Source organism: Klebsiella sp. B345, assembly GCF_051131735.1.
GTDB lineage: Bacteria > Pseudomonadota > Gammaproteobacteria > Enterobacterales > Enterobacteriaceae > Klebsiella.
The window spans coordinates 950999-976191 of the sequence record NZ_CP180443.1; the positions used below are offsets into that span (position 1 = coordinate 950999).

General features: G+C 56.4%; 22 protein-coding genes and 1 pseudogene. 19 read left to right on the forward strand and 4 right to left on the reverse strand.

Annotated elements, in window-relative coordinates:
- Positions 1–100 precede the first annotated feature (100 nt).
- The 15 genes from ACMYSO_RS04470 to ACMYSO_RS04540 all read left to right on the forward strand — a co-directional run bounded on the left by ACMYSO_RS04470 (position 101) and on the right by ACMYSO_RS04540 (position 15631).
- Positions 101–1237, forward strand: a complete 1137-nt coding sequence (locus tag ACMYSO_RS04470; RefSeq protein ID WP_434669485.1) for an alpha/beta hydrolase — start codon at positions 101–103, stop codon at positions 1235–1237.
- 143 nt (positions 1238–1380) lie between these two features.
- Positions 1381–2574 (forward strand): MFS transporter, encoded by a 1194-nt coding sequence (locus tag ACMYSO_RS04475; protein ID WP_434669486.1) that lies wholly within the window; start codon positions 1381–1383, stop codon positions 2572–2574.
- Between the two features lie 537 nt (positions 2575–3111).
- The gene (locus tag ACMYSO_RS04480; protein WP_434669487.1) at positions 3112–4227 is read left to right on the forward strand and encodes a 1-propanol dehydrogenase PduQ; all 1116 of its coding nucleotides are present in this window, start codon (positions 3112–3114) and stop codon (positions 4225–4227) included.
- Between the two features lie 124 nt (positions 4228–4351).
- Entirely contained in the window at positions 4352–5044 is a 693-nt protein-coding gene (gene pduL, locus ACMYSO_RS04485) for a phosphate propanoyltransferase (RefSeq protein WP_434669489.1), read from the forward strand.
- A 33-nt stretch (positions 5045–5077) separates the two neighbouring features.
- Entirely contained in the window at positions 5078–5833 is a 756-nt protein-coding gene (locus ACMYSO_RS04490; protein ID WP_434669490.1) for a hypothetical protein, read from the forward strand.
- Entirely contained in the window at positions 5815–6087 is a 273-nt protein-coding gene (locus tag ACMYSO_RS04495; RefSeq protein ID WP_123754793.1) for a EutN/CcmL family microcompartment protein, read from the forward strand. Before ACMYSO_RS04490 ends, ACMYSO_RS04495 begins: the two co-directional genes overlap by 19 nt.
- A 19-nt stretch (positions 6088–6106) precedes the next feature.
- Entirely contained in the window at positions 6107–6616 is a 510-nt protein-coding gene (locus ACMYSO_RS04500) for a GlcG/HbpS family heme-binding protein (RefSeq protein WP_434669492.1), read from the forward strand.
- Positions 6617–6644: 28 nt separating this feature from the next.
- Positions 6645–7856, forward strand: a complete 1212-nt coding sequence (gene tdcD, locus ACMYSO_RS04505; RefSeq protein ID WP_434669493.1) for a propionate kinase — start codon at positions 6645–6647, stop codon at positions 7854–7856.
- Between the two features lie 202 nt (positions 7857–8058).
- Complete coding sequence (grpH, locus tag ACMYSO_RS04510; RefSeq protein WP_123754796.1) at positions 8059–8340, forward strand: propanediol utilization system shell hexameric protein GrpH; 282 nt, start codon at positions 8059–8061, stop codon at positions 8338–8340.
- Between the two features lie 21 nt (positions 8341–8361).
- Complete coding sequence (gene pduB, locus ACMYSO_RS04515; RefSeq protein WP_434584249.1) at positions 8362–9147, forward strand: propanediol utilization microcompartment protein PduB; 786 nt, start codon at positions 8362–8364, stop codon at positions 9145–9147.
- A 41-nt stretch (positions 9148–9188) separates the two neighbouring features.
- On the forward strand, positions 9189–10697 hold the full coding sequence (locus tag ACMYSO_RS04520) for an aldehyde dehydrogenase (protein ID WP_434669495.1): 1509 nt from the start codon (positions 9189–9191) through the stop codon (positions 10695–10697).
- Positions 10698–10722: 25 nt separating this feature from the next.
- Positions 10723–11022, forward strand: a complete 300-nt coding sequence (locus ACMYSO_RS04525) for a hypothetical protein (RefSeq protein ID WP_434669496.1) — start codon at positions 10723–10725, stop codon at positions 11020–11022.
- Positions 11023–11140: 118 nt separating this feature from the next.
- Positions 11141–13684, forward strand: coding sequence for a glycyl radical diol dehydratase GrpM (gene grpM, locus ACMYSO_RS04530; protein WP_434669497.1), 2544 nt, complete (start codon positions 11141–11143; stop codon positions 13682–13684).
- 109 nt (positions 13685–13793) lie between these two features.
- Complete coding sequence (locus tag ACMYSO_RS04535; RefSeq protein ID WP_434669499.1) at positions 13794–14711, forward strand: glycyl-radical enzyme activating protein; 918 nt, start codon at positions 13794–13796, stop codon at positions 14709–14711.
- Positions 14712–14803: 92 nt separating this feature from the next.
- Positions 14804–15631, forward strand: coding sequence for an MIP/aquaporin family protein (locus tag ACMYSO_RS04540; RefSeq protein WP_434669500.1), 828 nt, complete (start codon positions 14804–14806; stop codon positions 15629–15631).
- 493 nt (positions 15632–16124) lie between these two features.
- Here ACMYSO_RS04540 and ACMYSO_RS04545 read toward each other — a convergent pair.
- From ACMYSO_RS04545 to ACMYSO_RS04560, 4 genes and pseudogenes are all read right to left on the reverse strand, one after another.
- Positions 16125–16391, reverse strand: a pseudogene (locus ACMYSO_RS04545) (BMC domain-containing protein); the annotation flags it as partial.
- 12 nt (positions 16392–16403) lie between these two features.
- Entirely contained in the window at positions 16404–17594 is a 1191-nt protein-coding gene (gene metK / locus ACMYSO_RS04550) for a methionine adenosyltransferase (RefSeq protein ID WP_434669501.1), read from the reverse strand.
- Positions 17595–17727: 133 nt separating this feature from the next.
- Complete coding sequence (locus tag ACMYSO_RS04555) at positions 17728–18780, reverse strand: response regulator (protein WP_434669502.1); 1053 nt, start codon at positions 18778–18780, stop codon at positions 17728–17730.
- Between the two features lie 2 nt (positions 18781–18782).
- Positions 18783–20024, reverse strand: a complete 1242-nt coding sequence (locus ACMYSO_RS04560; protein WP_434584237.1) for a sensor histidine kinase — start codon at positions 20022–20024, stop codon at positions 18783–18785.
- Positions 20025–20379: 355 nt separating this feature from the next.
- Between ACMYSO_RS04560 and ACMYSO_RS04565 the strand changes: the two genes are divergently transcribed.
- The 4 genes from ACMYSO_RS04565 (at position 20380) to hpaX (ending at position 25192) form a co-directional block, all read left to right on the forward strand.
- Entirely contained in the window at positions 20380–21360 is a 981-nt protein-coding gene (locus ACMYSO_RS04565) for a GlxA family transcriptional regulator (protein ID WP_434669503.1), read from the forward strand.
- A gap of 102 nt (positions 21361–21462) precedes the next feature.
- Positions 21463–22473: a type I glyceraldehyde-3-phosphate dehydrogenase gene (gene gap, locus ACMYSO_RS04570; RefSeq protein WP_434669504.1), complete on the forward strand. Its 1011-nt coding sequence runs from the start codon at positions 21463–21465 to the stop codon at positions 22471–22473.
- A gap of 111 nt (positions 22474–22584) precedes the next feature.
- On the forward strand, positions 22585–23283 hold the full coding sequence (locus ACMYSO_RS04575) for an RluA family pseudouridine synthase (protein WP_434669506.1): 699 nt from the start codon (positions 22585–22587) through the stop codon (positions 23281–23283).
- A 526-nt stretch (positions 23284–23809) separates the two neighbouring features.
- On the forward strand, positions 23810–25192 hold the full coding sequence (gene hpaX / locus ACMYSO_RS04580; protein ID WP_434670735.1) for a 4-hydroxyphenylacetate permease: 1383 nt from the start codon (positions 23810–23812) through the stop codon (positions 25190–25192).
- Position 25193 lies beyond the last annotated feature (1 nt).

Sequence of the window (25193 nt, forward strand, 5' to 3'; positions counted from 1 at the left end):
GCACTATTTCTGCTAACTATAATGAGCGCATTGCAATAAAGCACAGCAGTGTTGTCCGTATGAAACCTGTTTCAGTCACGTGTTATAGGGGGGAGTTTTGATGACTGTTTTCACCCAAAAGCTGGCAACCGCGATACCCGCAATGCTGCTCTGCGCATCATTAACTGGAGTCACGAACATGAGTTACGCAGATACAACCAATCCGAACGCGCCTGTTTCGCTGGTCGAAAAATGGGATAAAACATTCCCTGAAAGTACGAAAGTCGATCACCGTAAAGTGACCTTTCAGAACCGCTACGGGATCACCTTAGTTGGGGATCTCTACGCCCCAAAGGATCGTGGTGAACGTAAGCTGGCAGCCATTGCCGTCAGCGGGCCTTTCGGTGCGGTAAAAGAGCAATCCAGTGGCCTGTATGCACAAACGCTGGCAGAACAGGGGTTTATTACCCTGGCGTTTGACCCTTCATATACGGGAGAAAGCGGTGGCTCTCCGCGTAATGTCGCCTCTCCGGATATAAACACCGAGGATTTCAGCGCAGCAGTTGACTTCTTAGGCCTGCAAAAAGAGGTGGATCGCAACCGAATCGGGTTGCTCGGTATTTGCGGCTGGGGCGGCATGGCCTTAAATGACGCCGCGATGGATACCCGCGTCAAAGCGGTGGCGACCAGCGTGATGTATGACATGAGCCGTGCGATAGGGCATGGCGTGGGAGATGGCAAAGACCGTTACACCACAGCGGATCGTCGCGCCGTATTACAGTATCTGAACGCACAGCGTTGGAAGGATGCGGAAAACGGCGCTTTCACGCCCGGCGGACATGACATTTATGTTGATGAGAAGGGTCATGTCAGTGCATCGGACCGTATTTTACCGGAAACGTTACCTGCCAATCCCAATCCGGTTCTGAAAGAGTTCTTTGATTATTACCGCATGCCGCGTGGTTTCCATGCACGTTCGGTCAACTCAACCGGGGCGTGGAATGCAACGATGCCGTTGTCATTTATGAATATGCCGCTGCTGAGTTACGCCAATGAAGTCACTATCCCTACGCTTATCGTGACCGGCGAAAAAGCCCATTCACGCTATTTTGCTGAAGATGCCTTTAAGGCAATCGGCAGTAAGGAGAAAGAGCTTGTAATTGTTCCGGGGGCAAACCACGTTGATCTGTACGACAACGATGCAGGCAAGATCCCATTTACTAAATTTGAGCAGTTTTTCAAAACCAACTTAAGATAACGACCTGAAGCCGCCTGATATTTGCAGGCGGCTTTTCATCGTCTGCACATCATTCTCACCCACGTTTTTGTCGTTATTCCCTGAATAGCGTCTGTCCCGACTGCGGCTAAATCTCGCCGGCGCGATATGAAGAGAAGCTGATAATGTTCACAGTAAGTCCTAAAACATCACCCAATAAAATAGATGCACACTGGGGAGCCGTGTTTGCCATGGCACTCTGCGTGTTTGTGCTAATCGCTTCCGAGTTTATGCCGGTCAGCCTGCTTACGCTTATTGCCAGCGATCTGCAGATTACGGAAGGGTTGGCAGGTCAGGGAATTGCTATATCTGGTGCGCTGGCGGTGCTGACCAGCCTGACTATCCCCCATATTGCTGGCGATCTGAACCGAAAATATATACTGCTGGGGCTGACAGTCTTAATCACTATATCGGGAATCGTTATCGCCATGGCGCCCAACTATCCGGTTTATATGCTGGGGAGGGTTATGATTGGTATCGCCATCGGGGGGTTCTGGTCAATGTCGGCTGCAACCGCCATTCGGCTCGTGCCGCAACACCAGGTTCCCCGCGCACTGGCGATTTTTAACGCTGGGAACGCGCTGGCGACCGTAATAGCTGCACCGCTGGGTAGCTATCTGGGGGTGACCGTCGGTTGGCGTGGGGCTTTTTACTGCCTCGTTCCCCTTGCGATAGTCGCGTTCATCTGGCAATGCATCAGCCTGCCTTCAATGGAAAACAATAAACCGCAAAAGCCACAGGGGTCTGTGCTTCCCCTGTTAAGCGCCGCCATCGTACCTATGGGACTGCTGGCGTGCGGACTCTTCTTTATGGGGCAGTTTGCCTTATTTACCTACGTTCGCCCCTTCCTGGAGACCGTAACCAAAGTGGGTCCTTTTGGCCTCTCTCTGATTTTACTTGCAATAGGCATAGCAGGTTTTGTTGGCACATTAGTCATATCGACATTCTTGAACGCCAGGTTTTATCAAACCTTAATAATGATCCCCCTGCTTATGGCAGCGGTAGCCGGTACGTTACTGCTGCTCGGAAACAGCACCTGGGTAGTTGCCGTTTTGCTAAGCCTGTGGGGGTTACTGGCCACGGCTGCGCCTACGGGATGGTGGATATGGGTAGCACGAGCGCTACCCGCTGACGCTGAGGCAGGTGGTGGTCTCATGGTTGCGGTGATCCAGCTCTCTATTGCTATTGGTTCAACGGCAGGAGGCATGGTATTCGACAGCCTGGGATGGCGAAGTGCCTTTGGTTTGAGTGGTTTGTTACTGCTGGCAGCGGCAGCGGTGACATTTGTCACATCGCGTCAAAACAGTAAAGGGCACTAGCACGATCCCTTATTTCTGGCGTGCTCTTTGCCATGACATACGGCAGAGAGCTGAATGTTCACTCATAGCGGATATTCGTATTCTTTAGAGGAGGATGGTGATGACTTCCCCTCCTCTTACGCAATACGGTGCCTGACCGAAGCAATACTTTGTGCAATGCGCATCCGCACTGAGGATGCAAACTAAATCCCCTTTCCGGGTGGCTTTAAGCGCCGACGGTTTTCAGGCCTGCCGCCGGTACAGTGCGAGCCCGGTAGCCATACAGGCCAGCGTTGCCGCACTGATACGATTCAACCATGTCAAATACAATACTGTTTTCTTTGCTGACGACTTTGGCAATATTTCTGCACTATCAAAGATGAGTTATCCGGCGTGTTTCCCTCCCCCCCACTGCACTATTTTGTCCATCACCCCTCACCACCGCAACTTAATGCTGCCAGTGCACAAGCATAGCCAGCGTTGTCGCCCACCCGCCATGACACACTAATACTCTCTCTTTAACCCCGAAATCCGCTTAAGGGATAAGGTAATCGAAAGATGGCGAGCTATTTCTTTTCTCTTCCTGACATCTATTTTGGTGACGACGCGATCCACACATTGCAGCGCCTGAACCATAAAAATGTGGCCATTGTGACCGACAGTTTTATGGTGACATCCGGTAAAACACGCTACCTGATTAATGAAATGCCGCAGGCCAGCGTCTCGATTTTCAGCGACGTCAAACCCGACCCCAGCGTGGAAATCCTGCAGGCTGGCGCCACCCAGTTTAAAAGCTTTAAGCCGGACGTCATCATCGCCCTCGGCGGCGGTTCTTCTCTGGATGCCGCCAAAGGCATTAAGGTGACGCTGGAGGAATACCTGCCCGGCCACGCCATCGAGCTTATCGCTATTCCAACCACCAGCGGTTCCGGGTCTGAAGTGACCGCCTACGCCATTATCTCCGACCCGCAAAACGGTCGTAAATATCCTCTGATTGCCGAAGCCCTGGTCCCGGACTGCGCGATCCTCGACCCTAACCTGGTGCTGTCCGTTCCCCGCCAGGTCGCGGTGGATACCGGCATGGACGTACTGACCCACGCCATTGAGGCGCTGGTGTCCACCGGGGCAAATGACTTTAGCGACGCGCTCGCGGAGAAAGCCATTGCGCTGGTCTGGCAACACCTGCCCGAAGTGTTTGACGATGAGCACAATATTGCGGCGCGGGGCCATATGCACAACGCCTCCTGCATGGCCGGCATGGCGTTTAACTCGGCGGGACTGGGGCTAGTGCACGGCATGGCGCACGCCATCGGCGGGATGATGCATATTGCGCACGGCAAAATTAACGCCATGCTGCTGCCCCTCATTATTGAGCACAATGCCCGGCACGCCCCGCGTGCGCGGATAAGATACCTGAAATGCGCCGCCATCATGGGTATCCGCGGCGAAACGCCAGACCACACCCTGCGGGCGCTGACAGCCAGCATCCGCGAGATGAATCAGCGGTTTGGCATCCCCTCCACGCTGCAGGCGCTGGGCAAAGCGCCGGCGGACGTTGGATCCCTGCGCCAGGCGCTGATCGCCGCCACCTTAGCGGACGGCTGCACGCTCACCAATCCCTGTCGCCCCAGCCCGGCAGATGTTGACGGTCTGCTGAGCGCCATCGCCAGCTGAATCTGGACAAGATTGTCCTGCCGGCGGCGGACCGTCAAAAAAGTCCTGCGTAACCGCAAAAAGGCCAGCGCAGGACTGAATATGCTGGTACCGCTCTTTTCATCACTTTCAGGTTGTTGACGCTATGAATGACACCCAGCAGCAAGCCGAATGGATCGCCCGTGAAATCCTTCAGGAACTTAAGACCCGAGGCCCGGCCGCACTACGCGCTGAATACCGTACCGCGCCGACGTTGAGCATCCCCGTTGGCATCTCGAACCGCCACGTCCATCTGAGCCGCGAAGATATGGACATCCTGTTTGGCTATGGCTCTACCCTCACCCGCATGAAAGCGGTTAAACAGCCGGGCCAGTATGCCGCCGAAGAGACGGTGACGCTGCGCGGGCCAAAAGGAGAACTCACGAAAGTGCGGGTCCTGGGCCCACTGCGCAGCGCCACCCAGATTGAAATCTCCGTCTCCGACAGCTTCACCCTCGGCGTCAAGGCACCGGTCAGAATGTCTGGCGATCTGCAGGACTCACCGGGGATCGAGATTATCGGCCCGCGTGGACGGGTCAGCAAAAGCGACGGCGCCATTGTCGCCTGGCGACATATTCATATTTCACCTGCCGAGGCCGAGCAGCACGCCCTGCGCGACGGCATGGAGATTGACGTGCACATCGACGGGCATCGCGGCGGGATCCTCAGCCACGTGGTGGTCCGCGTAAGCGCTGATGCGGTACTGGAAATGCATGTTGATGTTGAAGAGGCCAACGGCTTCGGCCTGCGCAACGGCGATTGCGTCACACGCGCCGTCACGGATCGCCATCATGGCTGACAGCGCCATGCCCGGTTGCTGAGGAGAATCACCATGGATGCACAGCAGCTCTCGCAGCACCTCGACAGCCTGATTGCCGACATGCTGGCGCAACGCCGACAACGCCTACAGGCCCACAACAAGGTCATGCGGGTGGTCATCAGCGGGGAGGATCTCACCGCGCTCCCGACGACGCTGGATTGCCTGACGGCGCTGGATCGCAGCGGCTATTTACTGGTCATGACCTTCTCCCACAGCGCCATGCAGGCGTCGCTGCCCTCATCCTGTCTGGCAGCGCTGGCGCGTCGTGGCGTCGACGCCCTGTGTGACAACCGAGACCCCGGAAAAACAGAAACTGCGTTCTCCGGCCTGTATCTGCCCTCATTGTCCACCAACAGTCTGAGCAAAATCGCGTTAGGTATTCGCGATAACCGGGTGTGCCGCTGGGCTTTTCACGCCCTGAGCCGGAGTACCCCGACAATCGTCACGCTCAATGCCGAATGCCGGGACGATGCCGATAGCCTTCTCCCGCCGGCCTTCCGGGCGCGGCTGGCCAGCTACGTCGCCACGCTCGGGGAGTATGGCATCACGGTGATTGGCCGCCCCATGGCGAAGCGCGAGCCCAGCCCGCTAATGCCCGCAGGTAAGGCGCTGCTCACGCTCAGCGATGTGCGCCAGTATCCCACAGGGGCGGTGCTGTCCATCGGACCGCGGACGCTTATCACTCCCGCCGCGCGCGATGCCATTCGCGACCGGGGCATTGTCATTGCGCAGCAACCGCAGGAGGAAATATGTATCTGGCAAAAGTAACCGGGGCGCTGGTTTCAACCACTAAACACGCCTCGCTCAACGGCGCGAAATTGCTGATTGTCGCCCGTCTGGATGAACACTATCAGCCCACCGGCACAGCGCAGGTCGCCGTCGATTTTGTTGGCGCGGGGAATGGCGAAACGGTGATCGTCACCACCGGCAGCTCCGCGCGGATGACCACCAGCAAAGAGCATTCCGTCATTGATGCCGCCGTGGTCGGCATTGTCGATTCGCTCGATCTGAACGCCCTGTAAGGGCCACGGAGGAGACACCATGCACCCCACCCCGAATGCCGAGCTCGATCGCTGTATCAATGAGGCGATCACCCGTCAGCTAACCTCGTCTCCTGCGTCGCTGAGCCTGACGGATGCGGCCTCTCTGGCCCGCTATGCCGAAGCCGCCGCCGACGAGCTGCACGTGCCCATCGTTTTCAGCCTGGTAGATGCCCACGGCCTGCAGCGTTACTTCTTCAGTCAGGATAACGCCCTGCTGATCAGCCATAGCCTGGCGACGCAAAAGGCGTGGAGCGCGGTCGCCCTCAGGATGCCGACGCAGCGGCTCGCAGGCGAAGTCCAGCCAGGCGCCAGCCTGTATGGCTTGCCGCATTCACAAGGACTCTGCTGCGTTGGCGGCGGGCTGCCCTGCTGGTCAGCCGGGACCTTGCTCGGCGCTATCGGGATCAGCGGTGGAAGCGTCGAGGAAGATATGGCGATTGCCACCCGGACGCTGGAATATTTCAGCCGCGAGCGGTTTTCACTCACACCATTTAATGAATCTTTCTAAACAAAAACAGCTACATGCAGGGGTTATTATGTCGTCAGCATCACTGGTTCTGGTTCTCAACTGTGGGTCATCATCCCTTAAGTTTTCCGTTATTCCGCGTAACCAGCAAACCCCGGTGCTCTCCGGGATCGCGGAGAAACTCGGGCTACAGGACGCCAGCATCAGCTTTAAAGATGCGGCGGGAAATAAAACCAGCGAGGCGCTTCAGGGTGCCAGCCACACCTGCGCCCTGAAGGCGCTGTTTACCCGGCTCGAGGCGCTGGCGCTGCTGCCGAATGTGGGCGCCATCGGCCATCGGGTAGCGCACGGTGGGAGTGATTTCAAGCACTCGGTGCGCCTGACGCCGGCGGTCATCGAGCGTATTCGGGAACTATCGGCGCTGGCACCGCTGCACAATCCGGCCAACCTGATGGGGATTGAGGCGGCGATGGCCCTGCTACCCGACCTGCCGCAGGTTGCAGTGTTTGATACCGCCTTTCATCAGACGCTGCCGCCAGAAGCCTACACCTACGCCATCCCGCTGACCTATTTACAGCAGCTGCAGGTCAGACGCTACGGCTTTCATGGCACGTCTCACCGCTTTATCGCCGCCGAGGCCGTCGAGCGCCTGGGGCTGGACCCCACCGACCACGGCATTCTAATCGCCCATCTCGGCAACGGCTCGTCGGTCTGCGCGGTGAAAAATGGCCACAGCGTGGATACCTCGATGGGCATGACGCCGCTCGAGGGCCTGGTGATGGGCACCCGCTGTGGCGACCTCGATTTAGGCGCAGCGGCCTATATCGCCCGCTGCACCGGGCAGACAATCGAGTCGCTCTACAACATGGTCAATAACGAAGCCGGGCTGTTTGGTCTGTCCGGTCTATCCAGCGATTGCCGCACGTTACAAGAGGCCCGCAGCCACGGCGATCCCCGGGCAACCCTCGCGATTGACGTCATGGTTCACCGTCTCGCCCGCCATCTTGGCGCCCATCTGGCCTCTCTGCATCGCTTCGACGCGCTGATCTTTACTGGCGGTATCGGGGAAAACTCGGCGCTGGTGCGCGAGCTGACCGCCGAGCGGCTGGCAATCTTCGGCGTGCAGCTCGACCCGGCCAGCAATGCGCAAATGGTGGCTGGTCGCCAGGGGATCATTTCACGCCCGGGTTCGCCGGTTGTCGCAGTGATCCCCACCAATGAAGAGCAGATGATTGCGCAAGATGCCGCAGCGCTTGCCCCGCAGCTGGAAGGTGTCGCCTGAGCGTTTTTCCACGGTTGTCATTCGGGGAGGATTTTATTGTCCAGCTGAAAACGGGAAAACAAGAAAATCTCTCTGACGGGCAAAACATTTTGTCCATCGCGCAATAACATCGTAGTGCATGAATTTATTAAGTCGATGAACTTAACCCCTTCGGTTATTTCACGACTTGCTTTTACTCTCACCTGGAAATATTGAGGTCGTTATGCAACAAGAAGCATTAGGTATGGTTGAAACAAAAGGTCTGGTATCCGCAATTGAAGCCGCAGATACCATGGTGAAATCCGCCAACGTCACCCTGGTGGGTTATGAAAAAATTGGTTCCGGCCTGGTGACTGTAATGGTTCGCGGCGACGTTGGTGCAGTAAAAGCGGCCACCGACGCAGGCTCTGCGGCAGCCACCAAAGTGGGCGAACTGGTCTCCGTACACGTTATTCCACGCCCGCATATCGAAGTGGAAAAAATTCTGCCGAAAGCTATCAGTTAATAAAGCCAGAGGATACCGACCATGAGAGATAATCTTGTTGAGCAGATTATATCTGAAGTAATGCACCAGCAGACTGACGATCGAACAAATAACAAAACGGCGGCCAGTTTTATTGGCTGTGGTTTAACAGAATTTGTCGGGACCGCCCTCGGGCATACCATTGGATTAGTCATTGCCAATGTCGATCATCAATTACATGAAGTTATGAACATCGACAAGAAATATCGCTCAATCGGTATTCTTGGCGCCCGTACCGGGGCCGGCCCGCATATCTTTGCGGCGGATGAAGCAATTAAAGCCACCAACAGTGAAATTCTGTCTATTGAGCTGGCTCGCGATACCGAGGGTGGCGGTGGACATGGTTGCCTGATCGTTTTCGGTGCCTCCGATGTCTCCGATGTTCGTCGCGCGGTGGAAGTCGCCCTGGGTGAAATTCAGCGCACCATGGGCGACGTTTATGGCTCCCCGGCCGGTCATCTGGAGTTCCAGTATACCGCCCGCGCCAGCAGCGCCCTTAACAAGGCTTTTGGTGCCCCAATAGGTAAGTCCTTCGGGCTGACCTGCGCCTCTCCGGCAGCGATTGGCATCGTGGTGGCCGACGCAGCGGCAAAAGCCGCGGTTATCGAACCGGTGGGCTACGCCAGCCCGGCGCACGGCACCAGCTTCAGTAACGAAGTGATCTTCACCTTTGCCGGTGATTCCGGCGCGGTACGCCAGGCGGTGATTGCCGCCCGGGATGTCGGAAAACAACTGCTGGCCACGCTCGACCCGGCCCCCATAACATCAACCACCACGCCGTATATTTGATGATGGCAGTCACGAGCGAAGTGAAGTAAGGAAGATACAGCATGAACGATCTTGATATTACTCAGGCCGTCTCCCGCGTGCTGGGTAAATACACCAAAACGACCGAGCCGGCCCCTGAGCCATGCACAGCAACAGCCACATCGCCGCTCGAAAGCCGCAACCTCGATGCGATTGTCGCCAGCGTGCTCGCCAGCCGTACCGGGGCTGCCAGCGCTGTCGACAGTGCCTCCGGAGACGGTGTTTTTGCCACCATGGATGCCGCGATTGCCGCGGCGCAGCAGGCGTACATCCAGTATCGCCACTGCTCAATGCAGGATCGCGCCGGCTTTGTTAACGGCATTCGCCAGTTTTTCCTGCAGGAAGAGATCCTGCACACCCTCTCTACCATGGCGGTCGCAGAAACCGGAATGGGAAATTGTGCCGACAAACTGGTGAAAAACCGTGTTGCCGCGCAAAAAACCCCGGGGATTGAAGACCTCACTACCGCGGCGATCAGCGGCGACGGCGGTCTGACATTAACCGAATATTCCGCCTATGGCGTGATTGGCTCGATCACCCCGACCACCAATCCGACGGAAACCATCATCAACAACACCATTGGGATGCTGGCGGCAGGCAACGCCGTGGTGTTTAGCCCACACCCGCGTTCACGTCAGGTGTCGCTGCACTGCGTCACGTTAATTAATCAGCAACTGGCCCGCCTCGGCGCGCCCGCCAATCTGGTGGTAACGGTCGCTAACCCGTCGATTGACAACACCAATGCCTTAATCGGCGACGCGCGTATCAACATGCTGGTCGCTACCGGCGGACCGGGGATTGTGAAAACCGTGATGTCATCCGGCAAGAAAGCGATTGGCGCCGGTGCGGGCAATCCGCCTGTCGTGGTGGATGAAACCGCCAATATCGAGAAAGCCGCCCGGGACATCATCAACGGCTGTAGCTTCGATAACAACCTCCCCTGCGTAGCGGAAAAAGAGGTCATTGTCGTCAATGAAGTGGCGGACTATCTCATTCATTGCATGAAAAAAAGCGGCGCCTGGCTGCTGTGCGACAAGCAGCATATTCAGCAATTACAGGCGCTGGTGCTGAATGAAAAAGGCAACGGCCCGAGCACCGCGTTTGTAGGCAAAGATGCGCGCTACATTCTGCAGCAAATCGGCATCAGCGTACCGGAGGAGATCAAAGTCATCCTGATGGAAACCGAGCGCGATCATCCCTTTGTGGTGCATGAATTAATGATGCCGGTGTTGCCGGTGGTGCGGGTTGAAAACGTCGATGAAGCCATCGATCTGGCGGTAAAAGTTGAGCATGGCCACCGCCACACGGCCATGATGCACTCCACCAACGTCGAAAAACTGACCAAAATGGCGCGACTGATCCAAACCACTATTTTTGTCAAAAACGGCCCGTCCTACGCCGGGCTAGGCGTCAGCGGCGAAGGTCACGCGACCTTTACCATCGCCGGTCCGACCGGTGAAGGCCTGACCTCGGCTCGCTCGTACGCCAGACACCGCCGCTGTGTGATGGTTGAAGCGCTCAATATTCGTTGACTGAAGCAGGATGGCTGACTCGATCATGAAAAAACGCATTATCAACGCGCCCACGCCGGAAACCCTCGCCATGCTCAAAAGGCGTATGCCTTCAGAAGCACGAAACCGGCTGGAAGGTCTGCGCATTGACGCCATCGGGTTGATGATGTTGCCAGTACCGGACCTCTATTTTTACGCCGACCTGGCAAGTAAAAGCGCACATGTGGCGGTATCGGAGATCTTTGGCAGCTGTCCGCAACATATTACGACGCTGGCGCTATTCGGCGAGATCGCCGCGGTGAATGAAGCCCTGCGTATTATCGAGGATGATGACAGTCCTTTCTGAGCGTTTATTTAACCGGCAGCAAGATTATTGATTAACTCACGTACCCGGCACCACCGTCAGGTAAACAAAATTCAGATGTGGTTATCAACCACGCTTAAATCATTTCGGGAGTTATTGTATGTTAGAAAAAGGTTTTACTCATCCGACCGACCGTGTCGTCAGACTCAAAAATATGATTCTGCATGCGAAACCTTATGTCGAATCAGAACGTGCGGTGCTGGCAACCGAAGCTTATAAAGAAAACGAACAGCTTCCTGCTATTATGCGCCGGGCCAAAGTGGTTGAGAAAATATTTAATGAGTTGCCAGTCACTATTCGCCCTGATGAATTAATTGTCGGCGCCGTTACAATTAATCCACGCTCGACGGAAATATGCCCTGAATTCTCTTATGACTGGGTCGAAAAAGAATTCAACACCATGGAGCAGCGGGTTGCCGACCCGTTTATTATTGAGAAAAAAACCGCCGACGAACTGCACCAGGCGTTTAAATACTGGCCGGGTAAAACCACCAGCTCGCTCGCCGCATCTTATATGTCCGAAGGGACCAAAGAGAGCATGGGCAACGGCGTTTTCACGGTGGGAAACTATTTCTTTGGCGGCGTCGGACACGTCAGCGTCGACTATGGCAAAGTGTTAAAAATCGGCTTCCGCGGGATCATTGATGAGGTCAATCGCGCGCTGGAACGTCTCGATCGCAGCAGCCCGGATTACATTAAGAAAGAGCAGTTCTACCACGCCGTTATTGTGAGCTATCAGGCAGCGATTAACTTCGCGCACCGCTACGCTCAGGAAGCCACCCGTCTGGCCCGCGAAGAACGCGATCCGGCCCGCCAGCGTGAGCTGGAACAGATTGCCAATAACTGTACTCGCGTGCCGGAATACGGCGCGACCACCTTCTGGGAAGCCTGTCAGACGTTCTGGTTTATTCAGAGCATGCTGCAGATTGAGTCCAGCGGCCACTCGATCTCTCCCGGCCGTTTCGATCAGTACATGTATCCCTATCTGGCGGCAGATACCGCCATCAGCAGCGAATTTGCCCAGGAGCTGGTGGACTGCTGCTGGATCAAGCTGAACGATATCAACAAAACCCGCGATGAGATTTCCGCCCAGGCCTTCGCCGGCTACGCGGTGTTCCAGAACCTGTGCGTCGGCGGTCAGACCGAGGACGGTCGTGATGCGACTAACCCCTTAACCTACATGTGTATGGAAGCCACGGCCCACGTACGCCTGCCGCAGCCCTCTTTCTCCATTCGCGTCTGGCAGGGCACGCCGGATGAGTTTCTCTACCGTGCCTGTGAACTGGTACGTCTGGGTCTGGGTGTACCGGCCATGTATAACGACGAAGTGATCATCCCGGCGCTGCAAAACCGTGGCGTCTCTCTGCACGATGCCCGTGACTACTGCATCATCGGGTGCGTAGAACCACAGGCGCCGCATCGTACCGAAGGCTGGCACGACGCCGCCTTCTTCAACGTGGCGAAGGTGTTGGAAATCACGCTCAACAACGGGCGTTCTGGCAGCAAGCAGCTCGGTCCAATGACCGGCGAGATGACCCAGTACACCGGCATGGACGACTTCTACGCCGCTTTCAAAAAACAGATGGCGCACTTTGTCCACCAGTTGGTTGAAGCGTGCAACAGCGTCGATATCGCTCACGGCGAACGTTGTCCGCTGCCGTTCCTGTCGGCGCTGGTGGATGACTGTATCGGGCGCGGTAAATCCCTGCAGGAAGGCGGCGCGATCTACAACTTTACCGGTCCGCAGGCCTTCGGCATCGCCGATACCGGTGACTCGGTCTACGCCATCCAGAAACAGGTCTTTGAAGAGCGTCGCCTGACGCTTCAGGAACTGAAAGGGGCGCTGGATGCCAACTTTGGCTACCCGATCGGCGGGACTCCACATTCCGCATCGGCGAAATCGTCGCTGGGTGAGCAGGATGTTTACGAGGTGGTGAAACGCATTATCGACCAGCATGGTTCGCTGGATCCGGCGGCGATTAAAAACGAGGTCTATCGCCAGCTTGCCAGCGCCAGCCCGGCCCCATCGGCAGGGAATCCGCGTTATGAAGAGATTCGCCATATTCTAGAAAATACGCCGTGCTTTGGTAACGACATCGACGAGGTAGACCTGGTCGCTCGCAACTGCGCGCTGATCTACTGCCAGGAAGTGGAGAAATACACCAACCCACGCGGCGGGCGTTTCCAGGCCGGTATCTACCCGGTGTCGGCGAACGTGCTGTTTGGTAAGGACGTCAGCGCCCTGCCGGATGGCCGTCTGGCGAAAGAGCCGCTGGCAGACGGCGTATCGCCGCGTCAGGGGAAAGACACCCTCGGCCCAACCGCTGCCGCCAACTCGGTGGCCAAACTGGATCACTTTATCGCGTCGAACGGCACGCTCTACAACCAGAAATTCCTGCCTTCTTCGCTGGCGGGAGAAAAAGGTCTGCGCAACTTCGGCGGGCTGGTGCGTAACTACTTCGATAAGAAAGGGATGCACGTCCAGTTTAACGTTATCGACCGCAACACCTTGCTGGAAGCGCAGAAAAACCCGCAACAGCACCAGGATCTGGTGGTGCGCGTCGCGGGCTATAGCGCGCAGTTCGTGGTACTGGCAAAAGAAGTCCAGGATGACATCATCAGCCGTACCGAGCAGCAATTCTGATTTTGCCTGTCCTGCCAGGGCCATACGGCGACGTGTGGCCCTGTATCAGACCCGATTTTAGCGGCTGACTTGCTGTTGCCTGGTGGTCGCTTTTTTGACGAGTGATGTTATGAACAGAGTCGAATACGATACCGAAGGCGTGTTATTCAACATTCAACGCTACTCCCTGCATGATGGCCCCGGCATCCGCACGATCCCCTTTTTCAAAGGCTGTCCGCTGGCCTGCAAGTGGTGCAGCAACCCGGAATCGCAGCGCCCGCAGCCGGAGCTTATCTATAAAAAAAGCGATTGTATCCGCTGTGGAAAATGCGTGGATGCCTGCAAGCAGCGCGCGCTTTCCCCGGAGAATCCATTTTTTATCGACCGCGAGCGCTGTATCCAGTGCGGCGAATGTACCGCTGTCTGCCCGACCCAGGCGCTGGAGATGAAAGGCAAACGCATGACCGTCAGTGAGGTGGTCCGCGAGTTGCAGAAAGAAGAAAACTTATTTCGCCGTTCCGGTGGCGGTATCACGCTGTCAGGTGGCGAACCGCTGGCGCAGCCGGTGTTTGCCCGTGAACTCTTAAAAGCCTGTAAAGCCAAAGGCTGGCACACGGCGATGGAGACCACCGGCATGACCAGCAAAGCGGTGATCGAGGATGTCTTCCCGTGGGTCGATCTGGCGCTAACGGATATTAAAGCCGTCAACCCCGCCATTCATCAACACAACACGGGTGTCGATAACCGCATCATCCTCGAAAACCTGATTCGCATCTCTTTTATCACCCACGTCATTGTGCGCATCCCGGTGATCCCCGGCGTTAACGACACCCCAGAGGAGATTCGCAACATCGCGGAATTTGCCCGCCTGATGTCTGGTGTGGATACCATTCACCTGCTGCCGTATCACACCTTTGGGGAAAATAAATACAGCCTGCTGGGCCGCATTTATCCCATGGGCGAGGCAGGTTCACACTCAGAAGACAAAATGGCAGAGCTGAAAAAAGTCGTGGAATCGCTGGGATTTCATTGCCATATCGGCGGTTAGACCTGACTCAACAATAATAATTTCAACCCCTTATCCCTTTACCCCAACCCTTAAGCGGGGCAGAGCGCCTCGCTTAATACAGGAAAAAAACGATGAGCCACTCTCGAGAATCCGTCACCGGACCATGCATTGCCGAATTTCTTGGTACCGGGCTGTTTATATTTTTCGGCACCAGCGTGTTGTCTGCGGCAAAGCTTGCCGGCGCCAGCTTTGGCCTTTGGGAAATTTGCGTGGTGTGGGGGCTGGGCATTGCGCTGGCGGTCTACCTGACCGCCGGGACTTCCGGCGCGCACCTTAACCCGGCAGTTACCATTGCGTTATGGATGTTTGCCCGCTTTGACGGCAAAAAAGTGCTGCCCTATATTCTGGCGCAGATGGCCGGGGCGTTCTGCGGCGCCGCGCTGACCTACGTGCTGTACCACAATTTGTTCGCCGATTATGAGCAAGCGCATCGCATGGTGCGCGGCAGCCAGGATAGCCTGTATCTGGCCAGTATCTTTTCGACCTACCCAGCGGCAAGCATCAGCGTATGGCTCGCGGGGCTGGTGGAGATCGTCATTACCTCGATGCTGATTGGCCTGATTATGGCCCTCACCGATGACGGTAACGGCGTGCCGAAAGGGCCGCTGGCGCCGCTGCTGATCGGCCTGCTGGTGGCTGTTATCGGTGCGGCAACCGCGCCGCTCACCGGATTTGCCATGAACCCGGCCCGTGATTTCGGCCCCAAACTGTTTACCTGGCTTAATGGCTGGGGCTCGATGGCGATGACCGGCGGCAGGGAGATCCCCTACTTCCTCGTGCCGTTAATCGCGCCGGTCATTGGTGGGATCCTCGGGGCAATGATTTACCGCTACGGTATCGTGCGCAACCTGCCTGCCGCAAAAGCCGTCGATACCACGGTGAATCAACCAACGCCTTAATTAACCTGACACGTACACCCACTCCGCCAGCGGCTGCAGCGCCTGGCGGAGTGTTCCCCAGAATGATCTGAGACATCCCGCTTTCGTCCCCCCTCAGCACTACCCTCAACAGAACGTCCCTGCCCTAAAATCGCGCATAAAAAATCCGCCATCGCTGAGAGATGACGGATTGTTATCCTGCACGCCAGTCGTTCAAAAGCCCCAGGTAGCTTCACGCAAAATGTAACGGCTAGCGACGGGTGCTTTTCCCACGCGGTCGCGTCGTTTTTTTCTCGTCTGACGGCGCCCGATCCTCCAGCACTGGCGCCGAAGCCTCGTTCAGGCTTTCCTCAAGATCAAGGCAGGATACGCTCTCGGTGACCGGCTCAAGATTAACCACCGGGATTGCCGCATCATGCGCTTCCGCCGCGGCAGGCATGGCCTCTGCGGTGGGTTCTGGGGGAGCAACAGGTTGTGCTGGCTCGGCTACCGTACCGCAGGTTTGCGCGGAGGCAATCAGACGGTCAATACCGGTGGCGGTGCGGGCAATCACTTTCCAGGCGTACACCTGCCCGACCCGTCCGGCAGCGGCAACTCCGGCAGAAACGGCGGCATTCATGGCCCCAACTTCACCGATGAGTTTGACAGTCACCAGCCCGCCGCCCTTAGTCAGCTCGTATCCGACCAGTTCGACATTCGCCGATTTTATTGCGGCATCGGCGGCCTCTACCGCCACCGTTAAGCCAACGGTTTCAATTAAGCCTAAGCTCTGCCCGGACATAACTCTCTCCTGTTATTTGTCATTCAATGGGGAACTGACGGGAGTGCACCGTTGACCGGCAGCATCATCACGCAGCAGTTGCGCGCGGTCCGTACGTTCCCAGGGGAAGACTTCCCGGCCAAAATGGCCGTAGCAGGCCGTCTGACGATAGCGAGGCGCCAGCAAATCCAGCTCACGGATGATGCCGTAGACGCTAAGATCAAAATGGTGGCTGACCAGCTGCGTCAGCCGGTTCGCCGACAGGCGGGAAGTCCCAAAAGTATTGATAGCCACCGACACGGGGCGGGAAAGGCCAATGGCCCAGGCCAGCTGGACTTCACAGCGCGTTGCCAGCCCGGCGGCGACGATATTTTTGGCCACATAGCGCGCCGCATAGGCCGCCGAGCGATCGACTTTCGATGGATCCTTACCGGAAAAGGCGCCACCGCCGTGGTGCGCTGCGCCGCCATAGGTATCCACAATGATTTTGCGCCCGGTCAGGCCGCAGTCCGCGGCGGGCCCGCCGTGAATAAACGACCCGGCGGGATTAATCAGTATCCGCGTGGCGGGCGTCAGCCAGCGCGCCGGGATCACCGGTTTGACGATCTCCTCCATCACCGCTTCGCGTAGCATAGCCAGCGGGAAATCGGCGCGATGCTGCGTGGAGACCACGATAGTGTCCGCATGGCGTATCCGCCCGTCGCCGTAGTGCAGCGTCACCTGGCTTTTGGCATCCGGAAGCAGGCCATCCAGTTGGCCCGTTTTACGTCGCTGCGCCTGGCGGGCCATCAGCCGGTGCGCGTACACGATGGGTGCAGGCATCAGTTGCGGCGTTTCATCGCAGGCATAGCCGAAAGTCATCCCCTGGTCCCCTGCGCCCAACGAGGCCGGGTCGTCGGCGCGTATGCCGCTGGCGATATCGTCAGATTGCCGGCCAAGCATGCTGATAACCGCGCAGGTTGCAGCGTCAAAGCCTTTCAGCGAGTGGTCGTAACCGACCGATTTCACGGTTGCCCGGACAATCTGTTCGATATCGATCCTCGCCTGCGACGATATTTCCCCAGCCACAATCACCGCCCCGGTTTTCACCAGGCATTCGCAGGCCACTTTCGCCCAAGGATCGTTGAGTAAGCAGGCATCAAGAATGGCGTCAGAGATCTGGTCCGCCATCTTATCCGGATGCCCTTCGGCAACCGATTCAGAGGTAAAAAGGTAGTCGTCCACGGCAGGGCCACTGTAAAAAGAATCGTGTCCCATCTTAGCGGCGCGGGGTGCGCCAACGAGTAAACAATCTTGCCGGAATGGCGGACTTTCTTGCGCTTACGCCACGGTCAGCGCAAGAAAGGCCGGGTGCACATCAGCACGCGTCGGGCGCGGCGTTGCGGCGATAATCTGATGGCGCGATGCCGGTCTCTTTTTTGAAGATCCGGCAAAAATAGTTCGCATCCTGCCAAGAGAGCTCCAGCGCGATAGTATTCACTTTTAAATCACTGTACTGCAGCAGGGATTTGGCGAGCGCGATTTTGCGGCTGGTTATATAGCTTGAGAACCCGCTACCGGTGCTCTTCTTAAATGCCCGGCTCAGGTAACACGGGCTGACGAAGGATTCCGCAGCAATATCATCCAGCGTCATGTTATTCAGCAGGTTTTTCTCAATATGAAAGCGGGCTCTGGCGACGAAATCCATGCTGCCGCTGGCGCTTTTAAACAACAGATCGAAGAGATCGTGGCTGAGGCTTAACAGTCCTCCCATGGTCTGCCAGTAGCGGCCGGCAGAGAGGCCGTGCTGATGAATACCCTGCATCAGCGCGCTGATTTTTTGCCGACACGGGGTATATTTGTCGCCCAGACCGGCAAGGTGCTGCTGGAGCAGTTCCAGCACGTCAATCAGCGCGTTGGCCCCTACGCTCTCCGCGGGCTGTTCGGCACAGGCCGTATCAAGCGCCGCGAATAAAAAGCAGTGCCAGCCGGGATAATCGCAACCGCTTATCAGATCGCTTATTGTTTGCCGCTGCTCTCGCGTCGCGACCGCCCCTTGTTCATCCACCAGCAAGGTTTTGCGAATCGTATCGCTGAGAATGCTCTGCTTGACCGGCTTTAACAGATAATCGTCCACCTTCAGACTCAGCATATGACGCACAATGTCGAAGTCATCATTTGCCGTCGTCACAATCACTTTGGTTTGCGTATTTTTCTGCTTGAGGTACTCAATCACCTGGTTGCCGTTAGGTAACGGGATGTTGATATCTACCAGCATCATATCGATTTGATTGAGCTCGTCGATAAGCTTAATGGCTTTATTGCCGGTCGACGCTTCATGAATCACCGAGTTTTCCACGCAACGAGAGACGATTCGTTTGAGCGACTCGGACTCAATATGCTCATCTTCAACAATCACAATATTATACATACTCACACTCCAGGCTCGGTCGGCACCATCGGGAACCGCAGTCTTACCGTAGTACCAAGCATCGGCTTATGGGGACTGGTGATTTGTAAGCCATAGTTTTCACCAAATAACAGTTGCAGGCGGTTGTTGATATTATTAATGCCGATGCCGCCTTTCTGTCGATTCTGATTGCCAGAGAGGATGTGCGCGATGTCCTCGGGTGAAATACCATCACCGTTGTCGGTGACGTCAATAATCACATCGTGACCGTCGTCGGTGGCGCGCAAAATAATATGGCTGGTGGTTTCACGTGGTTCGACAACATAATTAAAAAAGTTTTCCACCAGAGGTTGCAAAATTAAAAACGGACACACCGTTTCATTATATTTTTCTGGAATATCGCAGACATAATCAAAGCGCTCATTCATTCTGACTTTCTGAATCGACATGTAGCAATTGACGTAATTCATTTCCCGCCCAAGCGTAATCAGGCCGTTATGATTTTTACGCAGCAAGTAGCGCATCATGTCAGAAAAGTCGTGCACCATGGTTTCGGTACGACTGGCATCTTCGAGGAATGCCAGTCGACCGATGGTATTCAGCACGTTAAACAAAAAATGGGGGTTAATCTGGTAGGAAAGCGCCTTGAACTCGGCTTCATGCAGCGAGCGCTCGATCTCCACGCGCTTGCGTAGCTCGCTGGTGAGCTCCTGATCTTTTTGGCGTAATTCGCGCTGAATATTGTTGGCATGCGCCTGTTCAACCAAATAAGAGGCGACATGCAGCAATGTATAGGCCGTTGATTCAAAACGCTCGTAAGGCATACGCGGCGTATTTTCATGCAGATCCAAAAGCCAGGGGTTTTCTTGCCACAGATGATTATTGTTGAGGATATAGGGAATGGTTTGCTCTTTCTCCGCCTCGACCTTCACCTGTCCGGAGATAAAAGCGCCAAGATAATGGTTATTAATCATGATGGGCACGGCAAACTCGACGAAACCGCAGTAACAACGGTAGACCACCGGTTCGCCGGCGAGCATCGCCGCCTGTCCACCAGCGCTATCGCTATCGTAGCAGTGGCGGGCCAGGCTGGTGTTCATTCTTGATCGGGCGCAAAAATCAGAGAAACCGCTCGCGCGGGTGACTGGAATACCGTCCTGATCGACCACCACAAGGGCAATCATCATGGATTGACTAAAATTGTCCTGCAGCGTTTGCAACCGGTCAACATCAAGAAATTCGTGTAGTTTGTATTTATTATTCATGATATCCGCCAGGTCAGGTCAAATGCAGCCAGACCATACCTTATTTACGCTTTTAAAATAATGAAATTGCTCACAAACAAAAAATGAATAATAATTAATATGTTAACCTGATGTTCTATTTTCTCGCATTAATTAACATTTATCAGAGGCCTTTACATAAATATAAAAACAGTCCCCGTCTGATATGAATATTAAAATAAATACCGGGACATTATCCTTAGCCCGCGGGTGCAATACTGCGACGGGGATGTTCAACCTGTCGCTGCTTCGGGATGTCGTGCGGACTAAAGCTCGCCACTACGCTCAATGCGCTCCATCTGTTGACTTATTTTGCCAAAGCGTTACTTTTCAGGACATGAAGAAAATACTGATTATCGTCCCCGATGGCGGCATGCTGTTTGAGTCCGCCGGCATTGCCGACATTTTGATGCAGGCTAACCGGCTGCACCCTGACGGCGCCGGGTCACCGTGCTACCGTATCGCCGTCGCCACCACCCAGCCGCATCAGGTGATTCACGGCCAGTCCGGCCTCAACCTGCTAGCCGACCACCGCCTGCACGAGGTGGATCCTCGAGAGCCGCTCGACACCATCATTATTACCGGTAAAGGACAGAGCGAGCAGGAAGGGATTGCGGTCGTCGACTGGCTGCGTCTGGCCGCCCCTCACGCCCGCCGCATCGCCTCCATCTGCGGCGGTGCGCTATTGCTGGCACAGAGCGGGCTGTTGAACGGCAGGCGCGCGACCACCCACTGGAAACTACTGGAATCGATGCAGGCCGCCTACCCTGAGATCCGCGTCGAAGGCGGGCCGCTGTATATCCAGGACGGGCCTATATGGACCTCCGGCGGCGTCAGTTCCGGCTTTGACCTGACGCTGGCGCTGGTGGAAGAAGACTACGGTTTTAGCCTCGCCCGCGATGTCGCCCAGGATATGGTGATGTACCTGCGTCGCCCCGGTGGTCAGCTGCAGTTTAGTCGCTATAACCTCGCCAGAATCAACCCCCCTGGCCCCATCGGCGACCTGCTGACGTGGATCCTCGACAACCTGACCGCCGACCTGTGCGTCGAAAGCCTGGCGGAAAAAGTGGCCATGAGCCCGCGCAATTTTACCCGCGTGTTTACCCGGGAAACCGGGGCCTCGCCGGCACGTTACGTGGCCGAGGCGCGCCTTGCCGCCGCCCGACAGCGGCTGGAGCAGACCAACGACACCCTCGACAACATTGCCGAAAGCACCGGGTTTGGCAGCACCATCAATCTGCGCCGCCTGTTCGAAAAACAGCTCCACCTGACGCCAGGTGAATACCGCCAGCGCTTCCACTGCCGCAAGATGGCGTAAAGTGATCCTTATTTGTCATTTACGCCAAAACCATCGCCGCCTACAGTAACGCCAGAGACAGCAATTGAGACAGCCTACCAGGTAGGCGTACAGGAGCGAATTATGGTTAAGGTCGGTATTAACGGTTTCGGCAGAATCGGACGCAACGTCCTGCGTGCAGCATTACGTCATCCAGAGATTCAGATTGTGGCGATCAACGATCTGGCGGACAGCAAAACGCTGGCCCACCTGCTGAAATATGACTCGCTGCTGGGCACCCTGCCGGTCAGCGTAGAGGCGACTGACGGCCAGTTGCAGGTCGACGGTCAGCCGGTCATCGTCTACAGCGAACGGGACCCGGCACTGATCCCGTGGCGCGACGCAGGGGTGGAGATTGTCATCGAGGCCACCGGGTTCTTCACCGAACGCGAACAGGCCGCCGTTCACATTCACAGCGGCGGTGCCAAACGGGTGATCATCTCTGCCCCCGGCAAGAATGATGATTTAACCATCGTGATGGGCGTAAACCATCAGCTGTACGATCCGCAGCAGCACGCGGTCGTGAGCAACGGCAGCTGTACCACCAACGGTCTGGCTCCGGCCGCCCAGGTGCTGCATCAGCACTTTGGCATTCAACACGGTCTGATGAATACCACCCATGCCTATACCAATAGCCAGGCGCTGCACGACCAGCCGGAGAAAGATCTGCGCGGCGCGCGAGCGGCGGCGCTCTCCATCGTGCCTTATTCCAGCGGCGCGGCGAAAGCGCTGGGCAAAGTTATCCCGGAGCTTGACGGACGCTTGACCGGCTATTCACTGCGCGTGCCGGTGCCGGTGGTCTCAATCGTCGACCTGACCGTCACGCTTGAGCGCGACGTCACGGCGGAAGAGGTCAATAACGCCTTCCGTCAGGCGGCGGCATCTGGCCCGTTACAGGGGATCCTCGGCTACAGCGACGAACCGCTGGTCTCCAGCGATTATCAGGGCGACCCGCGCTCGTCGATTATCGATGGCCTGTCGACCCTGGTGATTGGCGGCAATATGGTGAAAATCCTCGCGTGGTATGACAACGAATGGGGCTTCTCAAACCGCCTGGTTGAGCTGGCGCAGTATATCGCCCAGCGCGAACAGTAGCCGGTACCGACGGCAGCCTCCTGTCCGATGGGGCCGCTGTCAGCACCAGAAAGTCGCCAGCGGGCGGAAAATTCGTTATTATCCGCCCCCACCCTTTTTAAGCGCCCGCTCATGTCCGCCATCGTCGATACCTTTATTGCGCCCCCCTGCCACGAGCAGATTGCCATCCTCTATCAGGACCACCATCTGCTGCTAATCGACAAGCCCAGCGGCCTGCTCAGCCTGTCAGGAAAAAATCCCCAAAATCTCGATTCCGTGCACTATCGCCTGGCACAGGAATTTCCCGGTTGTACGTTGGTGCATCGCCTTGATTTTGGCACTTCCGGGTTGCTGGTGGTGGCAAGGAATAAAGCGATCAATGCCGCGCTGTGCCAGCAGTTCAGCCAGCGCACGGTGCAGAAGGTTTACAGCGCCTTGCTGTGCGGCCACCTCGCCGACGACCAGGGCGTGATTGATGCCCCCATCGCCAAAGACCCGGCGTTGTTCCCGCGCATGACAATCTGTGCCATTAACGGCAAACCCGCGCGTTCTCGCTATCAGGTGGTGGAGCGTCTGCACCAGACCAACGCCGACGGCACCTTGCTGGCGCTGACCCGGGTCCAGCTGTTCCCGGAAACCGGGCGCACCCACCAGCTGCGGATCCACTGTCAGCAGCTGGGGCATCCGATCTTAGGCTGCGATCTGTACGGGGGATTGAGCTGGCCCGGCAGCGAACAGGCGTCGCGCCTGATGCTGCATGCCAGTGCGCTGCACTTCTTTCACCCGGTCAGCGGCGAACCATTTCATGTCACCCACGACAGCCCGTTCTGACCACTCATCAGGCCTGACGCAGCAGCAAGCCGCGAAAATAAGCTTCGCGATATTATTAATTAGCAGTAAATGTGAATCATATTAAAATCGGCAATTGGTCGCGATGAACAACAGGAGGACGGCGACGTTAAATGATGGAACATTTACGTGAATATTCAAGTAAAAAATGGGCTTTATTTAACCACCTTGAAGTGCATCACTTTCTGTCTCCTTCGTCTGCTGTCCACCAGCAGCATAAAGCGTAATATCCGCATGACGCTACCCTCCTGAAAACATCTGCCTGACTCTGGTTCCATCCGGACAATAACGCCGACATTTTGTGGCATTCCCTCCGGCAAACTATCGATCGCTGGACACGCGATCGGGATCTCATTGTGATTCTTAAATGTCGAGTCAATAACATTTTCGTATCATTTATTGAACATTAAATTGACGTTTACCCGCTCTGTTTCCTATACGTTTAGCCGACCTGTTGGCCAATATAAATAATCATAATGTGGAGCTTTTGATGAACAATAGCCCGTCAATGGAACAGACTCGCTCTGAGAGTCTGGTCCCACCTGCCCCTGCGGATCGACCGCTGGATGCCCGTCAGCAATCGGTGATCAATAAACTCTTTCGTCGCTTAATCGTTTTTCTCTTTATTCTGTTCGTTTTCTCCTACCTCGACCGTATCAACATCGGCTTTGCCGGCCTGACCATGGGCAAAGACCTCGGCCTCACCAGCACCATGTTTGGCCTGGCGACCACCCTGTTTTACGTGATGTACGTGATTTGCGGCATTCCCAGCAACATCATGCTCAGCATCGTCGGCGCGCGCCGCTGGATTGCCATCCTGATGGTTATCTGGGGGATTGCCTCCACCGCCACTATGTTTGCCACCGGCCCGAACAGCCTGTACGTGCTGAGAATGCTGGTGGGTATCGCCGAAGCCGGCTTTTTACCCGGCCTGCTGCTCTATTTAACCTTCTGGTTCCCGGCGCAATATCGCGCCCGCGCCAACGCGCTGTTTATGATTGCCATGCCCGTCACCATGGCGCTTGGCTCACTGGCTTCGGGGTACATCCTCAATCTCGATGGCGTGCTGAACCTGAAAGGCTGGCAATGGCTCTTCCTGCTGGAAGGCTTCCCGTCGGTGCTGCTGGGGCTGGTGGTGTGGTTCTGGCTGGACGACAGCCCGGATAAAGCCAAATGGCTGACCGCCGATGATAAGGCCTGTTTACATGAGATGCTGGAAGCGGATCGCGCAGCGCTGCAGGCGTCGCGGCTCAGCGAAGCTAGCCCGCCGCTGTCCCAGCGCAGTATGCTGCGGGAGCTGTTTACGCCGATCATCCTGCTCTATACGCTGGCCTATTTCTGCCTGACCAACACCTTAAGCGCCCTTAGCGTCTGGACGCCGCTGATCCTGCGCAGCTTCAACGAGCAGAGCAGCAACGTCACCATCGGTCTTCTGAGCGCGATCCCGCAGGTGTGTACCATCGTCGGGATGATCTGGTGGAGCAAACGTTCTGACCGCCTGAAGGAGCGGAAGCTGCACACCCTGCTGCCCTATCTGTTTGCCGCGGCCGGCTGGATGTTAACCGCCTCCAGCAGCAACCCGCTGTTGCAATTCACCGGGATTGTAATGGCCTCCAGCGGCGCCTTTGCCGCCATGGTGATTTTCTGGACCACCCCTGACCAGGCGATTTCGTTGCGCGCGCGGGCGCTGGGGATTGCGGTGATCAACGCCACCGGGATGACCGGCGCGGCGCTGGGGCCGCTGTTGATGGGCTGGCTGAAAGACGTCACCGGGAACTTCAACGCCGGGATCTTTATGGTCGCCGGGTTCCTTGTGCTCGGCGCGCTGGTCATCGCCCTGATCCCGATGAAAGCGGCGGTGAAGCACAGCCGCCTCGCATCATCGACATAAG